The following is a 20,390-nucleotide window of genomic DNA, read 5'->3' on the forward strand; positions in this document are numbered from 1 at the left end:
CCTCACTAAAGGGTTTTTGACAGTGAGTACACTTAAATTGTCGGCGGTTAACCTTTAAAAATATTTCGGTTTCTCCCCAAGGTAAATCCTTAATTAAATGCCAATGATTTTGATGAAGACGATGGCTAGGTTTCTTACAAGATAAACGATGATGGGCGAAGCATTTGGGGAGTAACCTGATCCGACACATCCTCAAATTTTGCACCCAAATGCTTCGCCCCTACGCCCCTACGCCCCTACGCCCCTACGCCCCTACGCCCCTACGCCCCTACGCCCCTACATTCCTACGCCCCTACACCCCTACGATTTCGGCTAAACAACGCCCGATAAATGGGTTGTCCGCAGGAGATTGTGTAGGTTTCTCGTTCGGTGGGAACGGGTAGAGGATTGGTGGCTAACCATTCGGTTCCTTGACGTTGAAAGGCGGGATTCTCGGTAAAGCGATCGCGCATTTCTTTGGCTACGGTTTCCACGTCAGATTGAATCAGGGTTTCGCCCCCTTCTTTTAAGTATTTTGCCAACGTATTCACCAATTCTGGCTTAACCACACGGCGTTTTGCATGGCGTTTTTTGAACCACGGATCAGGAAATTGAATTGTCACCCGCTTTAATACTCCCTGGGGTAAAGAGTCTAAAATCGGTACTAATGAGTTATCAACATTGCAAAATATAAAATGAACATTACTTAATCCTAACTCAGCCACCGCTTCTTGGGCTTTCTCAACTAAAGGTTCCCGAATTTCTAATCCCAGAAAATTCCAATCCGGTTGCAGGGTTGCCATTTCTAGCAAAAACTCACCCCTAGCACTTCCTATATCCAGATGCAGGGGTTGCTTATGTTGATTGTAAACCTTTTCCCAGTGGGGAGGCGTTATCGGAGTCAGGTATTTTTTACTCAGGGGATTGACATGTTGGCGCACGCGAATTTTCGGCAATTGTTTCACCTCCTTTTTTGACATTTTAGATCAGGGGATTGGGGATTGGTGATTAATTTTGTCGGGGTGGGTTTGATGATTCCCAAAGGCAAATATACCCGCCCCACGCCAATTGTAGAGACGTTCCATGGAACGTCTCTACATTAATTAACCAATGGGAAGTTCAATAATAAACTCGGCGCCCTTTCCCGGTTTGGACATACAACGTAATTTTCCGCCGTGTTTTTCCACTACAATCTCATGACTAATCGATAATCCTAACCCGGTTCCTTTGCCAAAGGGTTTTGTCGTGAAAAAGGCTTGGAATAGCTTGTCTTGCATCTGTTCAGGGATACCGGGACCATTATCAGAAATACGGATTTCTACTCGCTGGCGATCAATCACTCCGGTACGAATCCAGATAGTGGGAGCAGTTAAGGTTTTGTCCCTCTCTGAAATTTCCGCTGAATTTTGCTTTCTAAATTCTGCTTCCTCTAACGCATCAATCGCATTCGCCAAAATATTCATAAACACTTGACTCAGGCGTCCAGGATAGCATTCAATGGGCGGTAATTTGCCGTATTCTTTAATCACTTGAATCCCTAAATGTTTCCCGGAGGGTTTGATTCGATGTTGCAAGAGAACCAGAGTACTGTCTAACCCCTCGTGCAAATCAATCATCATCATTTCACCCGCGTCAAGGCGGGAGATATTCCGTAAGCTTTTAATAATTTGGCAAATGCGTTCAATGCCCAATTCCATTGAGTGAAATGTTTTGGGAAAGTCTTTGATCAGAAAGTTTAGGTCAATTTCTTTCGATTTAGCTTGAATTTCTGGAACTGGATTCGGATAATGTTGAGTATAGAGGTGCAGGAGTTGGAGTAAGTCTCTGCTATATTCACCCGCACAGCTTAAATTACCATGAATCGAACTAATGGGATTATTAATTTCATGGGCAACTCCGGTGATCATTTGTCCCAAACTAGACATTTTTTCATTTTGAACCAGCATGGCTTGGGCTTGTTGCCAATTGGTTAGGGCTTGGGCAAGTTGATTTGTCCGTTCTTCCACCCGTTGTTCCAATTCCTGAGTTAATGTTTGCAACTCGGCTTCTGCTTTAGCCCGTTGTTCAACTTCCTGGATCAGTCGTGTATTTTGTTCTTCTAGGGTTTTAGTTAAGGTTCGCAGTTTCAAATGTACCTTAACTCGTGCTAATACTTCTTCCTGCTGAAAGGGTTTGGTGATATAGTCTACTGCGCCTAAATTTAAACCCTTAACTTTATCAATTGTATCCGTCAGAGCCGTCATAAAAACGATGGGAATCTCTTGAGTGGCGGGATTAGCTTTCAGGCGACGGCAGGTTTCAAATCCGTCCATTCCTGGCATCATCACATCTAGCAAAACTAAGGTTGGTGGATCGTAGGCAATCTGTTCAAGTGCGGTTTCTCCATCAAGGGCAACGGCAATTTCAAAACCAGCGCTGGTCAGGGTTTCTGATATGATTTCTAGATTGTTGGGACTGTCGTCAACAATTAAAATAATCGTTTTACTTAAGTTATCTATTGGGTTGTTGGGTTTTTCTATCCGGTTTAACGTCATCGAATTAGAGTTAATCATGGATATAATTTATGATGGCTAGCGACTTGTGAACTTGGCTTAGTGAATGCACCTGTTTTTTGCGATAAAATCCCTTATTTTTTTGAGCTGAAACCCTTTAGCTAGTTGGCGGATATATTGAGCAAATGGAGCATACTTCTGATCGGATTTTTCGATACCATCAATTTTTTCCAGTAGAAGATTAATGCGACCTTTCATGGCTAAATCCCAGAGGATATCTAGTTCCTCTTCAGGAAAAATAATCGCTTCGGGTTTGCCCAATTTTTGGGACTCAGTTGTTGTTATATTAACAGCCACCGACTGACTGCCCTTTCCTGATGCGGACTCGTAAATCCATGTCAGTCCCAAATGTCGCTGTAACGTCTGCAGCAACTCATCAAGTTGAACGGGTTTGGGCAGAAAATCATTGCCCCCGGCTGCCAAACTGTGATGCCGATCCATTTCAAAAACACTGGCTGACGATACTACAATTAGCATATTTTCCCGCTGTTTGGACTGGCGAATGTGTCGCATCATCTCAAAGCCGTCCATAATCGGCATGAGTAAGTCGGTAATGATCAGATCGGGCGATGCTGTCATGGCGATATCCAATCCTTCTTTACCATTATTCGCCTCAATCACCTCAAATCCTAAGGGTTCGAGTAAATTGACGAGAACTGAACGATTTTCCCACCGATCATCGACGACGAGAACTATGCGTGATTTGCCCTGATAGCCAATAATTCTACCCTGAGTGGGGGTGGTGGTTACCTGCATCCATTCTTTGGCTTCTCTTAAGGCTAGATCTACGGTAAATACACTCCCCTTGCCTAATTCACTTTGGACTTGAATTGTACTTTCCATTAGCTGTACAATTTTTAGGCTAATTGCTAAACCCAGTCCAGTTCCCTCTGCCTGAAGTTTGCGATCGCTCACTTGCTCAAAGGGTAAAAAGATGCGCTGCAACTGTTCGGGAGTCATACCCACTCCTGTATCTTCGATTTGAAACCGAATTCGGTGATGGGGATTGGTGAATTTTTTGGCTTGACTAGATAATAATTCTGTGCTATGTTCATCCTTTAACCCAATGCCTGGATTGTCTTGACTCTCTACATATCCGACTTTAAAGGTAACGCCTCCGGTATCGGTAAACTTAATCGCGTTGCTGAGTAAGTTAATCAGAACTTGTCGCAGTCGCTTTTCGTCTACGTGTACACCAGCGGGGAGGGGTGAAGTCGGTTGATAGATAAAGGAAATGCCTTTCCCATCCGCCCGAATACGGCAAATTTCCACAACACCACGCAGGAACGAGGGAAAATAAATATCGCTATGATGAAGTTCCATCTTCCTGGCTTCAATTTTCGCTAAATCGAGAATATCATTAATCAGCATCAACAGATGAGAACCGCACTGGTGGATGATGCGAGTACCATCAAGTTCGCGATCGCTCATTGTTTTTGAACGTTGGAGAATTTGGGCATATCCCAACACCCCATTCAGTGGCGTTCGCAGTTCATGACTCATATTTGCCAGAAATTCACTTTTGGCTTTATTCGCCGTATCCGCCTCTTCTTTTGCCATTTTCAGTTCTGCTGTGCGTTGTTCTACGCGCAATTCTAGTTCTGCTTTGGCATTTTCTAGGGCGGTAAAGGATTCCTGCAACTGCTGCGCCATTTGGTTAAAGGATTTGGATAAAATCCGCAGTTCATAAATCCCTTCAACTTTTACTTTTTGATCAAGTTCCCCACTCGCGATCGCGTAAGACGCCGCACTCAGTCGCAGAATCGGTTGACTAATCCAACGAGAGGTAAATAATCCCAACAGGGTGGCGAAAATCAACGCCCCCACACAGAGCCGAATTGTCAGGCGTGTGTTGGCGTGGATACGTGCCATAAATTCATCTTCTGGCACCACGACAACAATTAACCAATTCAGTCCTTTATTATCTTGAAAAGGCAAAACTTGCACGAATTGCTTCTTATTATCTAGCTGAAAATCTAACTGATACTCTCCTTTTATATTCTCAAAGCTGCCAAATTTACCCACCAAAAAGTCAGCCGTCGCCTTAATCAGCGGATTTTCACTGGTAATCGAGTCATTCCGCTCTGATTTATGATGATGACTAGATACCACCGTATCTTCACTCATTGATGTGGCGACTAATGTTCCCTTCCCCTTGGGTTCTAAAATAAACGTCTGTCCAAATTGAGTACTTTTCAAACTTTTTAGGAATTCCCCAATATGAGACAGAGACAGAATCGTACTGGTTACCCCCAGCAACGTATCATCCTCGTGGTAAAGGGGCATACTCGCCGCGATTGCTAATGTATCTTCATGTTCATAGCGGAAAACCTTACTCCAGGTTGGCTGACCGGCTTTTACCGCTTCTTTGTACCAAGGTCGATTTCGGTGATCATAATAGATACTATTTTCTAATAACGTCGTCCGATTTCCTTGCCGATCCACCTGATAAATATCTTTGGTATAATTAATAGACTCGTGAATTTGAAATTCCTCATCCTCTTGCCGCACCACTTCAATATATTTACCATCTTCTGTAGCGATGGCAGTAGCACTGACGGGAAAAACTTGCATCTGATGCCAAAACATTTTCTGGCAATAGATTAAACGACTGAATTCTAACTGAGTCAAACAAGTTTCATTGGCATTTAGTTGATTGAACCCATGGGGTATTTCCAAATAACTGTCGAGTTTCTGTTCAATTCTGGCAGCAATTTCTTGGCGTAAATCACTGGCAAGTTCATTAACGGCTTCTTCCCCATTGCGTAAGGAAAGCCAGCCCGTTAATCCTACAGCAGCAGTAATTTGCAGTAGGAAAGGAACGACAAGGACGAGGCGCAGGGGCATTTTGAAAGAGGATTTTGGCAAAAAACTGGGTAACATCCGTCAGTGTTAGTTTATGAGCAATGAGTGGATTGACGACTCAGATGCTACCCTAACCTGTCAATAAATCTATTTATAGCAGTAGATACATTGATTAGGACAAACACACTCTCTGGAGACGTTCCACCGGAACGTCTCTACCTATATACTACAAAAATGTAGAAGCCTTGAGCATGCCATATCCCCGATTAAAAGAACTCGAGGAGCTACTTCATTCTTTAAATCTTACAAAAGTCCTGACAATACACGTTCTCGAGTTATTTTTCTCTGGTTCTTGTAATAACTAACTTACCTTCTGAGCCATGTCTGAATTATTTATTTGAGAAGATTGGGGGACAAACAGTTTAGGAAATAGCAATCCCGAACGAGCTTTATAGTCAGCAAATTCGGGATAACGGGAGAGTGACTGGTCTTTTTTGAGCATATTGGGAATGAAAATACCCGCTATAAAACCTGCCAGAATTAAAAATGGCAGCCAGTGCTGAGTCAGCAGGGCAAAAGAGCTATAGATTAAGATTTCTCCCAGGTAGTTAGGATTCCGACAACGGGCAAAAAATCCTTCGGTAATCAGTCCAGAATGATACTTGAGCGTGTAATATTTTTGAGCATCACTGCTGTAATGCAGAAAGACACCGATTAAGTTAAGGGCAATCGCCGCAGCAATAAGGGGAAGAGTCGGTTCTGAGCCACTACTAATCAAGATAAAAGGAGCAACCCAGTAGAGCAATAGAAACCCAAACATAAATAGACCTTTTCCCAAAGATATTTCTTGCTCCCACTGTTTATCGGGGTAGATGCGGCTTTTTAGTAGCCACATAAACCCATACATGCCATGGAGGGCGAGGTAAACCCAAGCACCGATGGTGAAATTTTGATAAGCCACCATCAATGCTAATATTACCGGAAACGTTAGTCCTTTATGCAGATCAATGAAATGCTTAATTTTCATCCGTTTAATCTACTCCTTCAATCGGGGCAAACCCCTGACGCTGAATATTTTCGGTAATCGTGCGCGGTTCTAAAAATTGGAGTAAATAATCTGGTCCTCCCGCCTTAGAACCTACCCCTGATAGTTTAAACCCGCCAAAGGGTTGGCGCGAAACAATTGCCCCCGTAATCGTGCGGTTAATATAGAGATTGCCCACTTCAAACTCTGTAGATGCTTGGTCAATATGAGACGGTGTGCGGGAATATAATCCTCCCGTCAGGGCATATTTTGTCCCATTTGCCACAGCCAGGGCGTCTTGAAAATCTTTGACTCGAATCACCGCTACAACCGGACCAAAGATTTCCTCTTGGGCAATTTTGGCATCGGGTGAAACGTTGGTAAAAATAGTTGGACTAACAAAATAACCCGTTTCTGGGACTTCACATTCCACCGCAATTTCTGCCTCTTGCCGCCCTTTTTCAATATAGTCCTGAATTCGATTTCTGGCAGTATCATCAATCACCGGTCCGACTTGAGTACTGGCTAATTCAGCCGCACCAATATTGAGCGATCGCGTGGCTTCGATTAATCGTTCCACTACGGTATCATGGATAGGGTCGAGGACGATTACCCGTGAACAGGCAGAGCATTTTTGACCACTATACCCAAATGCCGACTTCACCACTCCCGCCACAGCTTGATCCAAATCCGCACTCTCATCCACAATAATGGCATTCTTACCCCCCATCTCCGCAATCACCCGTTTCAGGTGAGTTTGACCCGGTTGTACAATCGCCGCATCGGCATAAATCCGACATCCCACCTCTTGAGAACCGGTAAAGGCGATTAAATGAGTATCTGGATGCTTCACCATATAAGCACCCACCTGGGAACCCTTACCGGGAACATATTGAAACACTCCCTGGGGAATTCCGGCGGCGACTAAAATTTCTGCCAGTTTCGCTGCAATCACGGATGAGGTTTCGGCGGGTTTGAGTAGGGTACAATTTCCCGCGACTAACGCCGCTACCGTCATTCCTGTAGCAATTGCCAAGGGGAAATTCCAGGGAGAAATAACCACCGCAATTCCTCTGGGTTGGTAGACATAGCGATTGGTTTCCCCAGCCACATCATAGATATACCCGCCCTCTAGCCGTTCCATTTCATCCCCATAGTAACGGCAAAAGTCGATGGCTTCGGAGACTTCTGCATCGGCTTCCCGTAAGGCTTTGCCGACTTCCAAGCATATCCAGGCGGAGAGTTCTTCCCGACGCCCTTCCATTAATTTAGCCGCTTGACGCAGAATATCCGCCCGTTGTTTTACCGGGGTGCGACGCCATCCGGGAAAGGCGGCTTTGGCGGCGTTTAATGCCGTTTCGGCTTGTTCAATGGAGAGTAACCCAACTTTACCGATAATTTCACTGGGATTGGCGGGATTAACGGAATCAACGGTTTCGGTTGTGGGTTGATAGTCGCCGTTAATGAAGGGATAGTAGGTTTTTCCTAGTTGTTGGCGCACCGTTTCCAGGGCGTTTTGGGCTTTTTCCCTGGCTTCGGCTTGGGCGTAATCGGTATCGGGGGCGTTGGGGAATTGGGGATGGGGGATTGGGGATGGGGCGGGTTTAGTCAAGTTATCGGTTTTTGCGATAACGTTATCTGTAAAACCCGCCCCTACAGGTTCCTCATCCACAACCGGAGGGGCGATTAATTCCTCAACGGGGCGTTCTTCTAAACTTTGGCGGAGGAAGGAACTATTGGCGGTATTTTCCAGTAAGCGACGAATCAGATACGCCATTCCGGGTAAGAGTTCCCCGTAAGGCGCATAAACCCGCACCCGATGACCCCGTTGGACTAAGGCTTTTGCCAATTGATCCCCCATTCCGTAGAGGACTTGCATCTCGAAGTTGCGGCGGGGGATATTTAACTGTTCTGCAATGGCGATGGCTTTGGCTTGCGATCGCACGTTATGAGACCCTATGGCAGCATAGAGATACTGGTGATTTTCTAGCAACAGTTGGGTCATTTCCTCGAAATTGGCATCGGTGGCGCTTTTTTGGTTATATACGGGTTGTTGCCAATGGTTTTGTAAGGATTTAATCGTTTCTTGATCCCAATATGCCCCTTTAACCAGACGCACGGTGAGGGGGTTGCCACGTTCTTTTGCCCAGGTGATAATATCTTTTAAATCCCTTTTACTATCTTGTAGATAGGCTTGCAGGGTGATACCTAAGTCCGTGCGATCGCGGAATTCATCTTCCATCAACAATTCTTTGAGAATGCCCAGGGTCATGTCTTTATAGACATACTGTTCCATATCAAAGTGAACCGCCGCCCCCAATTCCTTTGCACGACGTAACAGAATCCGGATGCGATCGCACACCTGTTTTTTGCTACCCTCTGGATCTAGGGGGTCAAATTGGGAATAGAATGCGGTTAGCTTAACAGAGACTTGAACTCGTGATAATTCTTCCCCATCTGCCTGGTCAATTTCCGACACCGTTGACCAATTTTTCGCTTCCTGGGTAAGTTGTTCCATCAAATCCAGATAGCGTTCCAGATAAGACTGGGCTTCGGCTTCGGTAATCACGGCTTCCCCTAGTAAATCTAGGGTAAATGCCATCTTATCTTTCCGCAGGCGTTCAATTGTCTTAATTGCCTGCTTAATTGTTGCCCCAGCGATATACTTATTTGCCAGGGTTTCCACGGCGGTGGATACTGTTGAAGCCGCCAACTGTCCCGGCATCGAGTCAGGATTGGCAAAGTTGAGTAAATTTTTCAGGGCGGCGGGGAGTTCTACAGATTCATCCCCCAAATATTCTTGCAAATGACGGGCAACTTCTGTCTTACTTCCCAGGGCGGGTAAGGCATCAATGAAGCGAAAAAGCTGTACTCGCAAACCTGGATTACTCATCGCCCAGGCTAGCAGTTTATCATCCCAGCGGATATGATCACGCATTTGGGCAAAAAAGGAGCGTTTTTGCCGAGTGGCGTCTAGGAGGTGTTTGGCGATTTCGGTGGTTTGGGTTTCGTAGATGCTGTTGGCGACTTGTACAACCACGGGCGGGTAGACTCCTAATTCTGGGCTAAGGCATTTATCTCGAACTCTTTATTATATCCGGCTAGAGCCAATCGTGCAGGTTTCAATGCCTGACAGGGATTCATATCATGTCCGGTTGAATACCCATAATTACGGTGATGGGTTGAGGGTGAGGGGGAGACGTAGGGGCTTGGTTACCAAGCCCTTACTAACGTTCTGTTTCAATCCCTGATAGGGATTCAGGGGAATTCCAAGGATTTCTCCTAATTGGCGATCATTCGCCCATCAGTTTCAATCCCTGATAGGGATTCAGGGGAATTCCAAGCCCAGCAGCCTGATCAGAATTAATTCTATCTGAGGTTTCAATCCCTGATAGGGATTCAGGGGAATTCCAAGAGTGCTTCAGAAGCAACTGGAACTACTGGTAAGAGTTTCAATCCCTGATAGGGATTCAGGGGAATTCCAAGTATTGTAGAAATACCTGGCACTGGTTTTGCTGGGTTTCAATCCCTGATAGGGATTCAGGGGAATTCCAAGTAGAGCGGTATCATTCGTGGAATGATCAAGGGCTGTTTCAATCCCTGATAGGGATTCAGGGGAATTCCAAGAAATCATGGCAAACCTAACAATTGACAAAAACGAGTTTCAATCCCTGATAGGGATTCAGGGGAATTCCAAGATATGGCGATAAGCCATATTCCCTGCAATCGTCCGTTTCAATCCCTGATAGGGATTCAGGGGAATTCCAAGAAGTTCCGTTTGATTCACATCCCACCGTTGCGAAGTTTCAATCCCTGATAGGGATTCAGGGGAATTCCAAGTCAGAACGGGTATGACGAGCGCCCAGAGTTTTCAAAGTTTCAATCCCTGATAGGGATTCAGGGGAATTCCAAGACTGCGATCGCATCTAGAAAAAGGCAAAACTCGGTTTCAATCCCTGATAGGGATTCAGGGGAATTCCAAGAGAAAGCTTGAAAAGCTTCTAAAACTTCAGACCCAAATTGTTTCAATCCCTGATAGGGATTCAGGGGAATTCCAAGACATACCCAGCAGATCATCAGTTATGACCATACAAGTTTCAATCCCTGATAGGGATTCAGGGGAATTCCAAGTTTAACGTTCCACCCTGGCGCTTGCCGGGAATTGAGTTTCAATCCCTGATAGGGATTCAGGGGAATTCCAAGTCTAGACCCCCGGCTTATTGTGATTAAATTCGCTAGTTTCAATCCCTGATAGGGATTCAGGGGAATTCCAAGAGATGGGCTAATCTTTCCGCTCGATCAAAAAGAGTTTCAATCCCTGATAGGGATTCAGGGGAATTCCAAGTACCGGAAAATTTACCCCAAATCTATTGAAGCGGTTTCAATCCCTGATAGGGATTCAGGGGAATTCCAAGGGCAGAAGAGCTAGTTTCCAGAGCCAGATTCAGCGTTTCAATCCCTGATAGGGATTCAGGGGAATTCCAAGTGGCAAGTGGTTCATCAAGTGGGACAAGCGATCGGTTTCAATCCCTGATAGGGATTCAGGGGAATTCCAAGATGGAATGCCGCACGTTTGAGCTGTCCACGATCAGGTTTCAATCCCTGATAGGGATTCAGGGGAATTCCAAGAGCGGTCATCTGGAAGCCTGACAGTATGCAGTTTTCATGGTTCAGTTGCGCGACTGATAAAAATAATAGCATTTCAGGGATAGGGTTTGGCAAGAGGTAAAAATAAAAATCGCTAAACATCAGTACCAGTAAGCCTTTCAGAAATTGCGCGGCTGAAATTTAGGCAGAGTCACCTTCAACTGCTTACCTAGAGGGTGATTCAGCCATTTTTCCGCATCCCCTAAAAAAAACACCTACCCATCCGCGCTATCAGCCCAAAATCTCGTGTCATCTCGAAGGGGTTCACCGCCGATGCATTCAACCTTTCCTTGACAACAGTCACAGCGGAAATCAAAGGCAATGCTATCCTAATCTGAATGTCACGCTCCTCGTATTCTGGTGGGCAATGCCCACCCTACAGTATATCCAAGGTTTTAGCGATCGCGCGATGCAAATTTTCACCGCCATTGATCCTAATATAGCTTAATCACCGGATGCAGACCCCAGACGCGATCGCCACCTGGCATACTGGGAATCGGTCAAACTGCACTCCAACACACTCTACTGCATCCACTGCCCCATACCCACCACTTTACCTGAGAACCAAAGCTTAAAGTAGTTGTACTCAACTCATTACAAGAAACCGTAGGGGCGCATGGCGTGCGCCCATAAAATCGACAACTCCAATCCATCAGTTTAGTTTTAGGCAAACCGATATAGTTGAGAATTCGTGCGCCCATAAAATCGACAACTCCAATCCATCAGTTTAGTTGTGTCATATCATGTCCGGCTTTCTCACCCATGATAAACAATGTTTTCCTCTTTCAAACCAGACAACCACCTTTTTCAATCATCCCAGTTTCAACAGGTAATTCAAGACGCTGTAGACTTTCTCCTCTCCACACCGGTTCAACCCTTACCGCCATCAGAGGCATTTACAGGTGCAGGACTTTACCTACTGTACTACACAGGTAATTTTCCACCATATAGTGCGATCGCGCAAGCGAACAGCCATAACCTCTCCACACCAATTTATGCGGGTAAAGCCGTTCCGAGTGGTTGGCGACAAGCCCGAACCCCATCTAAAAAGATAGCGACTCTTTATCGTCGTTTAAGCGAACATGGAACCAGTATCCGAGCAGCACAGAACCTCAACTTAACCGATTTCTCATGTCGCTTTGTCATTCTAACTGACGATGAGAGTAGTATAATTCCTGCGGTTGAAGCAGCACTCATTCGTCGATATCAACCCTTATGGAATAGTGTTATAGATGGCTTCGGAAATCATGATCCAGGGATTAACCGTTATGGACAACTCCTGGCTGAATGGGACGCCTTGCACCCGGGTCGAAGTTGGGAAAGAAAATGGCAGGGTCAACGTCCTAATCATGAACAACTAATCGAAAAGATTCAAAACTATTTCGGCTGACGCAACTCAACCACCGATTCGTATAATCGACAAGCATTATCCGCTTTAGCAACACGCACATTTGACTGAATGATACTGTTTCCCACACGAGTATCTCGCGGAGTGTTTATACTGACCAGTTCAAGACCTAATTGCTCAGCAATTTGACCTAAATAGACATCGGTTGGAAACATGACTCCTTGTAAAATACTATTTCCAATCACCACAAATGCTGACGCACTCGGCTTGAGAACGTATCGAAGTCCCTGAACAAAACGATAACAATCATTAAAATAAGATGCGGCATAGTTAGCCCATCCATTGCCCCCATAGATGCCTCGCTGTGTATTGACTGTGCGAAGGTAATCGATTTTGTCAATAAGCTCAGCTGGTGGATTGGGAAAATTTAGGTTTACCTTATCTTGAACTCGCACAGTTTGCCAATATTTACCAAAGTTTTGCTGTTCCAAAAGCTTCGTGTCACCAGGCTTTTCGACAAAACCCAGCCAATAGAGATGGGGGCGCGTGTTGCGGATGTAATGGTAATTATTCAGATAAGGGGGTGATGTTACAGCCAGATCGATTGAACCCGATTCAAGATATTTTTTGCAATCAAAGAATGATGCATTGATAATCTTATTTTTAAATGAATTTCGTAGCAAATTAATGGAAATAAATTTAATGTCAAAAGCAATTTGATTAAGCTTTTCCGTGATTAATTCAAAAACGGCAAAATCCGCAATATTCCTTTTACCTGCTGCACGTCGAGTTCCTAAACTGGGTTCATAAGAATAATTCGAGTAATAAATCATCGTTGAAGCGAAAGCCAATCTAAAAATCTCTTTAATTTTCTCATCATCCACAGAATCAATAAAATCCTGAACAATCAGAACTTTCCGTAATACAGTCGGACTGTAGAATGCTTGGCGAGTTTTGAATCCCGATGGTGGCTGACTCATCGGCAAATATCCACTCGTCACGCTATGGTCATAAAATGCTTGAAACCGCCCTATCTCTCTTTGAATATCCTGTGGATTAAGTTTATAAGAATTGACTTTAACTCGACAAGCCAAGGCGGCGTAGGGATTAATCTCAAAACCAACACCATCATGTCCCATTAAAGCTGATTCAACTAGGGTTGTACCCACACCCGCAAAGGGATCAAGAACCGTTCCGGGTTCAAGAAGCTTATTCTCTACCACGCCTCGAACAAAAGAACTGGAAAAGCCAGCAATCCAAGGTATCCACCGATGTACGGGTAAAAGCTTGTTGCTGGCAAAGCTAGGATCACTGAACACCGATTTATCTTTGGCTTTCGAGGTTTGAGTCTCTGGAAAAAGTGACAGTTGCATTCGATTGATCAGCTTGGCTAATTTTGATGTCGTGCTGTTAGTGTAAAGCCAATCAATTTACGGTGCAAGTTCCCTCTTTTAAGATGTTACCTTTAAAGTATCTCAGTTAACCTCTTAAATTTAGTCATATTCAATGATTCTTACTTGTGCAAAATAGCCTCTTTCAATGTTGAGATGCGCTCAAGTACGCTGTTGATTTCCTCTTGTGTGAGTCCATATTCAGCCAGTGATTCAGCCAAGTGATTGGCAATTGCTTCAAAATGTTCGGCTTGTAAGTCTAATCCAGCGTGAGCTCTTTCCATTGAGCGTCCACTGTATTGATTCGGACCCCCCAACGCATGGGAAACAAAAGCGGTTTGATGACGCCGTTGCTTTTCCATATCGGTGTGAGCAAAAAAGTCATTAACGATGTCGTCTGCTAAAACGCGCTTATAAAAATCATCTACAATTTGAGCAACAACTGGCTGTCCGCCTAGCTTTTCGTATAAGTTGAGGGTTGGTGATGTAGGCATATTCCTTTCTGAAACTTAGCAATTTCTATTAGGTATTCTATCTCGGTATTGAATGAGGTTACGTCTCTCTAGAGTACAGCAATAGCCGAGTGACCTCTCTGCCTTAAGTTGGATTAAAAGAACTATTATTATATTAATTTAAAAAAATAAAAAAGTCCAAATTAAATAGAGACATGATATGCATGTCTCTAAAATCTGGAAATAACATGCTTTCCTAATGCTGTCTTGGGTATCATTCCCCCCGAAAGACCCAAAGTCATCTTTTATCCGTTGGCTGAGTTTTGATGAGGAAGAACTAACTCGGAGTTAGAATTACCGGATTGAGAATTTCCGGTTGTATCCGTTGGAGGAGAATTGCGGAACATTAATGTATAGATATCAGTGGGCATTTCGATATTTGCCTGTTGCAGTGCTTCTTTTATACTTTGACTGACTTGAGATGTCATCGTCAAAAACCCTAATCGCCGTGAATCAACCCAAAAGCGTACTTCCAGATTCACCGTACTCGCCGCTAACTCCATTACTAAAATTTCCGGGGGCGGCTCTTTTTCTAACCCTGGAAGTGAGGCGAGAGTAGTTTTAATCACCTGTTTTGCCTGGGCAATATCGGCATCATAGTCAATACCAACCATAACCGAACTACGACGACGCGGTGAAGCAGTATTATTAATAATACTGGCAGAGAATACTTCTTGATTCGGAATATAAACTAACCGCCCATCATAGGTTCTCATCGTGGTTGCTCGGAGGTCAATCTGCGTAATCGTACCCTCATAATCACTAATCACCACCTGATCATTAATCCCAAAGGGTCGGGCAGCGAGTAAAATGACTCCAGAGATATAATTACTCAACACATCTTTGAGACTGAAACCAATCGCCACACTGGTGAGTCCTAATGCCCCTAATAAAGCACCAAAGTCTAGTCCCAAAACTCCAAGGGCAATGACTGAACCCAGTACCCAGACTCCACCATAGCCCAAGCGTCCAATCAGAATTTCTGTACTGCGATCGCCTTCCGTTTGTTGCGCCCAACTAAAGCCAATAAACCGCACCCCTTTCGCCACTCCCCAGGTAATCCCAACCACAACCAGCGCCCCTAATAAAGAGGGGAGATTCGTTATAATATCCCGTAAAAGTTGCCGTACTGTTCCATAAAGACGCTGTCCCACATCAATTGCTAGGGGCGGTTTTTTAATTGCCTGCTCCAGTTGTTCTGCCCATCTTTCGGCTAAGGCTTCCACTGACAAACCAAAATCTTGGGCATCTTGCTGAGTAACCGTCATTAATACTCGGTTATTCAATCGCAACGTTGCCACTTGGCGAGGGTTATCCGGTTTGACAGTTACCTGTCCCAAAGTTTCTGATTGTGCCAAAAGACTATTAATCCGCCGATTGATAATTTTTGCCCGTTCTCTTGCACCAAAATCCGCAAGGCTACCCACTTGGAAAACAGGTTTACCTCGAACTAAAATATCGGAAAAATAGACTTCACTATCAGGATTATCAAGGGGTGAATTTGCGGACGCTGGTATAGGAACCATCTCGTCTTGAGCGACACTCCGGTGAGGACTAGCCAGGAAAAGAAATCCAGTAGCAAAGACGACAAGGGTGAATCGACGTGAACCGTTAAGGAGGATTTTCATAAGAAGGTCAGTTTTCAGCGTTTTGAACAGATTTAGCCAAAACAGATTACATGACCCATCCCTCGTTTGACTTCTAGCTACAGACAGGTAATACCAAATCCAGGGAACGCTACCCCAGTTATAACTCAGTCCGCGCAGGCGGACTTGGTTTGTGTAGCAGCGATTTCAATCGCCTCCTATTGCTCGTTGGGTTTCGTTCCTCAACCCAACCTACAAATGTGACTTCCGAACGATAAACCTAAGGATTGCTGCTGGTGATGCGAAGAATTTTATCCTTCTCAGGGGGGCAGTTCCCTCGTCCATCACAGTTACTTGTGGTAACATAAAGCTCACCATCGGGTCCCATGATCACTTCCCTAAGCCGACCGAACTCATTTTGAAAATACACCTCATGACTCTGAACCTGATAGGGAGACTGTGGCTCGAAGGTAACGCGATGCAGGTGGGAAGCACCCAAGACACCCATTAACAGACTACCCCGCCACTGTGCGATCGCGTCCCCCGTATAAATGGCGGCTCCACCTGGAGGTACAGCTTCCTCCCAACTCAGAGAAGGAGGTATCATCCCTTCTTGATCTTGACAACCGTAGATGGGGGGCCAGCCGAGGTTAGCACCCGCACTGGCGACGCTAACTTCATCATGTCCGCTTCTACCCAGTTCGCCACTCGGTCCATGATCAGTTATAGCTAGGGTTGATGAGTCAAACCAGTCAAATCCCTCAGTATTACGAACACCGATAATATAGGCAGGATTGCCAGGAAAGGGATTATCCTCTGGAACCTGTCCCTCTGGAGTCACCCGCAGAATTTTTCCAGCAAGGCTGTTGACATCTTGGGAATTTTGAGGATTTCTGGCATCGCCAGTGCCGATATAGAGCATTCCATCAGGTCCCAAGCGCAAACGCCCGCCATTATGGAAGCGGGCGACGGGAATATTATCAACAATGATTTTATCGGGTGAGGCACTCGTGCCATCGGCTGATAACTGCCATCGCTCAACCAGATTGACCGATGATCCGTTGCGGTCGGCGGTGTAGTAAATATAAAATAGCCGATTACTGGCAAACTCAGGATGAGGCGCGATACCCAGTAATCCCCCTTCTCCCCTAGCGGTTACGGGAACAATGGCGACAGGTTCACTCTGGAGTTGCCCATCCCGCACCAGTCGAATCCGCCCAGGGCGTTCAGTCACCAGCATATCTGTGTCTGATAGAAATAGAATTCCCCAAGGGACTTCCAAACCAGAAACGACTTCTTCAGCTTGCACCGCAACCTGTCCTTGGGAACCGTAGCCATTTTCAACGAGGATACAGTCGCGGTTGGGAGAAGCTGCCGCTTGAGTTGGTGATGTTGGGGTGTCTGCGTTATTGGTGCGATCGCCTTCGGGGGTTGGGGTGGTGCAGGCAGTCAGTGCCATCAAGCACAAAGCAATTCCTAACTGACCTGTGAGGGTTTTCTTGTCCTTCATCGTTTTAGCCAAAGTCTATTCTACTCACCTGCCTCACTCAGGGTTATTGTTTCAAAACCATTGAGCAAATCCGTCCCTCCTAGGGAGGATTAGCCATACAAATCCTGATCTGGCAACTACTCTGGTAAGGATTTAATTCCGATGCCAACGAGTGACACCACCGGGTTGATCAATCAGCGTAATCCCTTGGGCTTTCAGTTCATCCCGGATGCGATCGCCTTCCCCAAAATCCTTCCGTTTCCGCGCCTCAGTACGTTGCTGAATCAGCGCCTCAACCTCTGTATCACTTAACCCACTCGTCGATTCCTGACTGATTTCCTCCCCTTGCGCCTCAAGTCCAAACACCTGCGCCAGTTCCACCAATGTATGCCATTGTGCTTCTAATTCCTGGGGCGATGTCCGGGTTTTCCCTTCATGCACCAAAATATTCCCCTCACGCCCCAACTCTTTTGCCAGTTCAAATAATACGGCTAACCCCTCCGCAAAATTGAAATCATCATCCACAGCGGCTTGGAAGCGTTCTACTACAGAATTTTGCCGTTTATCAGAGTCTTGCCACCCCAGTTGTTTGCCATACTGATCACCAAAGAGCAATCCATCTTTCAACGTATGCCAACCATTCGTCGCCGCCGCCAAAGCATCATCCGTAAAATCTAAGGGCTTGCGATACTGTGCCTGGAGGACAAACAGCCGCACCGCCATCGGATCAGTGGGGCGATCGAGTAAATCCCGAATGGTGATAAAATTACCCAAAGATTTAGACATCTTTTCCCCATTCACAATCACCATCCCCGTATGTAACCAGTAACGCGCCAAAGGTTGACCTGTCACCGCTTCCGATTGGGCAATTTCATTCTCGTGGTGCGGAAAAATTAAATCCGATCCCCCCGCATGAATATCAATCGTTTCACCCAGATTGTCCCGAATCATCGCCGAACACTCAATATGCCATCCGGGACGTCCCGACCCCCAAGGGGATTCCCAGGCAGGTTCTCCGGGCTTAGAACCCTTCCACAGGGCAAAATCAAAAGCGTCTTTTTTCTTCGCCGCCTCTGAATCCTCTACCTCAACTCGCCCACTAGCCCCCGCTTGCAACTCATCTAACTTGCGTCCAGACAACTTACCATACTGATCAAAACGACGCACGGCATAATAAACATCTCCGGCGGCGGGGTAGGCGTAATTTTTCTGTTCTAGGTCAGAAATGAGCCCCTTAATCCCATCCAGACAATGCGTCGCCCGGGGATAGGCATCCGCATCATTCACATTCAGCCGCGCCATATCCTCAAAATACGCCTGAATAAAGCGTTCAGAGACGGCTTCCATCGATGTCCCCTCTTGTCGCGCCCGATTAAGGATTTTATCGTCAATATCGGTAAAATTCTGCACATAGTTCACATCATAGCCGCGCCATTGTAGATAACGACGGGCAGTATCCCAGATAATGCAGGTTCTAGCATGACCCAAATGGCAATAGTCATAGGTGGTGATGCCGCAGCAATACATCCGCACCTTATCAGTCTCTATCGGGGAAAACGGTTCTTTGCGACGAGTCAGTGTATTGTACAGGGTTAGGGTCATGGCAAAAGAACAGTAAACTCAGTTGGGAACAGATACGCAATAATGAGAAAGGATTGGCTTATCCAGCGTACAGCTTGATGTCTTATTGAATCACACCTGTACGGTATCTTCCTATCGTAACGTGGGGGGAGAGGGGGAGCTATAGAACCCCATCCTCAACGCAACGAAGTGGAGTAGGGTGGGGATGCCTTCACTCCCCCAAGTAAAAAGCAGATATTCAATATGCCTGCTTTTTACAATCTCTCCCGTCAGATGCTAGGATATCCGACATAGATTTTAAGTGACCATGCTAGTATTCGAGGCAAAATTACGAGGAACAGACGAGCAATACGCCATCTTAGACGAGATGATTCGTACTGCGCGTTTTGTGCGTAATTCCTGCCTTAGATACTGGATGGATAACAAAGGTCTCAATAAGTACGACCTCAATAAATATTGCCGAGTACTCAGAGAACAATTTGAATGGTGCAAAAAACTTTCAGCTCAAGCTTGTCAAGGGTCTGCTGAAAGGGCTTGGAGTACCATAGCTCGGTTCTTTAATAATTGCAAAAAAAAGGTTCCAGGCAAGAAAGGATTCCCCAAATTCAAGAAACATCAAATTCATGGCTCAGTCGAGTACAAAGTTGATGGATGGGTGTTATCGGATGACCGATTAACCATTACATTTAGGGATGGATTTAAAGCTGGAACTTTTAGGATGTGGGGAACTCGTGACTTGCACTTTTATCAAAAAGAGCAGATTAAACGAGTACGTGTTGTGCGTCGGGCTGATGGATATTATATCCAGTTTTCCATCAACCAAGAACGAACCGAAAAACACGAACCCACTAATCGGATGGTAGGGATAGATGTTGGTTTAAACCATTTCTACACTGACTCTGATGGCAACAAAGTAGAGAACCCTAAATTTTTGAGAAAGGCGGAAAAAGCCTTAAAACGCGCACACAAACGTGTTTCTCGTAAGACTAAGGGTTCCAAAAATCGTCTTAAAGCCATTAAGCGGTTAGGTAAAACGCATCTCAAGGTATCAAGGCGGCGTAAAGACTTTGCGGTAAAGACCGCAAGGGCGCTTGTTCAGTCGGCAGACTTGGTAGCCATTGAAAACCTAAAAGTACGCAATATGGTCAAAAATCACCATCTAGCCAAATCAATATCTGATGCTAGTTGGACATTGTTTAGGCAATGGTTGGAGTATTTTGGAAAAGTATTTGACGTACCAGTGATTGCTGTTGCGCCTCATTACACTTCTCAGGATTGCTCCAATTGCGGACAACTTGTCAAGAAAACCTTGTCCACTCGCACTCATCAATGCCTACATTGCGGATATATTAATGACCGAGACACCAACGCCGCCATCAATATTTTGATGAAAGCGTTGCGAGGTCTTGCACAACTACCGTCGGGCAGACGGAAAGTTACGCCTGGGGATGAGATGACCCCCTGCTCTTGTGGGGA

At 45.4% G+C, this 20,390-nt stretch carries 12 protein-coding genes, 1 pseudogene and 1 CRISPR repeat array; of the genes and pseudogenes, 2 read left to right on the forward strand and 11 right to left on the reverse strand.

All coding sequences use genetic code 11. The features are described 5' to 3' along the window. From RID09_RS15415 to pruA, 6 genes and pseudogenes are all read right to left on the reverse strand, one after another. Window positions 1–139, reverse strand: a pseudogene (locus tag RID09_RS15415) (transposase family protein); the annotation flags it as partial. 145 nt (window positions 140–284) lie between these two features. Continuing rightward, window positions 285–959 carry a tRNA (guanosine(46)-N7)-methyltransferase TrmB gene (gene trmB, locus RID09_RS15420; RefSeq protein WP_446336808.1) on the reverse strand — a complete coding sequence of 225 codons (675 nt, stop codon included), beginning with the start codon at window positions 957–959 and terminating at the stop codon, window positions 285–287. A gap of 123 nt (window positions 960–1,082) precedes the next feature. Next, window positions 1,083–2,531 (reverse strand): hybrid sensor histidine kinase/response regulator, encoded by a 1,449-nt coding sequence (locus RID09_RS15425; protein WP_446336809.1) that lies wholly within the window; start codon window positions 2,529–2,531, stop codon window positions 1,083–1,085. Between the two features lie 39 nt (window positions 2,532–2,570). Beyond that, window positions 2,571–5,414 (reverse strand): ATP-binding protein, encoded by a 2,844-nt coding sequence (locus RID09_RS15430; protein ID WP_446336810.1) that lies wholly within the window; start codon window positions 5,412–5,414, stop codon window positions 2,571–2,573. Between the two features lie 283 nt (window positions 5,415–5,697). After that, a complete protein-coding gene (locus RID09_RS15435; RefSeq protein WP_446336811.1) occupies window positions 5,698–6,363 on the reverse strand; it encodes a methyltransferase family protein in 666 nt (221 codons plus the stop codon). Between the two features lie 4 nt (window positions 6,364–6,367). Beyond that, window positions 6,368–9,400, reverse strand: coding sequence for an L-glutamate gamma-semialdehyde dehydrogenase (gene pruA, locus RID09_RS15440; protein WP_446336812.1), 3,033 nt, complete (start codon window positions 9,398–9,400; stop codon window positions 6,368–6,370). 197 nt (window positions 9,401–9,597) lie between these two features. Next, a CRISPR array of direct repeats spans window positions 9,598–10,989; the repeat unit is 37 nt; unit sequence GTTTCAATCCCTGATAGGGATTCAGGGGAATTCCAAG. A gap of 790 nt (window positions 10,990–11,779) precedes the next feature. Between pruA and RID09_RS15445 the strand changes: the two genes are divergently transcribed. Beyond that, on the forward strand, window positions 11,780–12,397 hold the full coding sequence (locus RID09_RS15445) for an Eco29kI family restriction endonuclease (protein WP_446336813.1): 618 nt from the start codon (window positions 11,780–11,782) through the stop codon (window positions 12,395–12,397). Here RID09_RS15445 and RID09_RS15450 read toward each other — a convergent pair. The 5 genes from RID09_RS15450 to cysS all read right to left on the reverse strand — a co-directional run bounded on the left by RID09_RS15450 (window position 12,385) and on the right by cysS (window position 18,935). Further along, complete coding sequence (locus tag RID09_RS15450) at window positions 12,385–13,728, reverse strand: DNA methyltransferase (RefSeq protein WP_446336814.1); 1,344 nt, start codon at window positions 13,726–13,728, stop codon at window positions 12,385–12,387. The genes RID09_RS15445 and RID09_RS15450 overlap by 13 nt on opposite strands. 140 nt (window positions 13,729–13,868) lie before the next feature. Then, the gene (locus RID09_RS15455) at window positions 13,869–14,240 is read right to left on the reverse strand and encodes a group I truncated hemoglobin (RefSeq protein WP_446336815.1); all 372 of its coding nucleotides are present in this window, start codon (window positions 14,238–14,240) and stop codon (window positions 13,869–13,871) included. Between the two features lie 263 nt (window positions 14,241–14,503). Continuing rightward, complete coding sequence (locus RID09_RS15460) at window positions 14,504–15,886, reverse strand: mechanosensitive ion channel family protein (protein WP_446336816.1); 1,383 nt, start codon at window positions 15,884–15,886, stop codon at window positions 14,504–14,506. Window positions 15,887–16,124: 238 nt separating this feature from the next. Then, a complete protein-coding gene (locus RID09_RS15465; RefSeq protein ID WP_446336817.1) occupies window positions 16,125–17,354 on the reverse strand; it encodes a PQQ-dependent sugar dehydrogenase in 1,230 nt (409 codons plus the stop codon). Between the two features lie 132 nt (window positions 17,355–17,486). Next, the gene (gene cysS / locus RID09_RS15470) at window positions 17,487–18,935 is read right to left on the reverse strand and encodes a cysteine--tRNA ligase (protein WP_446336818.1); all 1,449 of its coding nucleotides are present in this window, start codon (window positions 18,933–18,935) and stop codon (window positions 17,487–17,489) included. A 286-nt stretch (window positions 18,936–19,221) separates the two neighbouring features. Between cysS and RID09_RS15475 the strand changes: the two genes are divergently transcribed. Next, the coding region (locus RID09_RS15475; RefSeq protein WP_446336819.1) for an RNA-guided endonuclease InsQ/TnpB family protein at window positions 19,222–20,390 on the forward strand (1,169 nt) is incomplete at its 3' end.

The sequence above is a fragment of the Coleofasciculus sp. G1-WW12-02 genome, from assembly GCF_040219735.1.
In the GTDB taxonomy this organism is placed as follows: Bacteria; Cyanobacteriota; Cyanobacteriia; order Cyanobacteriales; family Coleofasciculaceae; genus Coleofasciculus.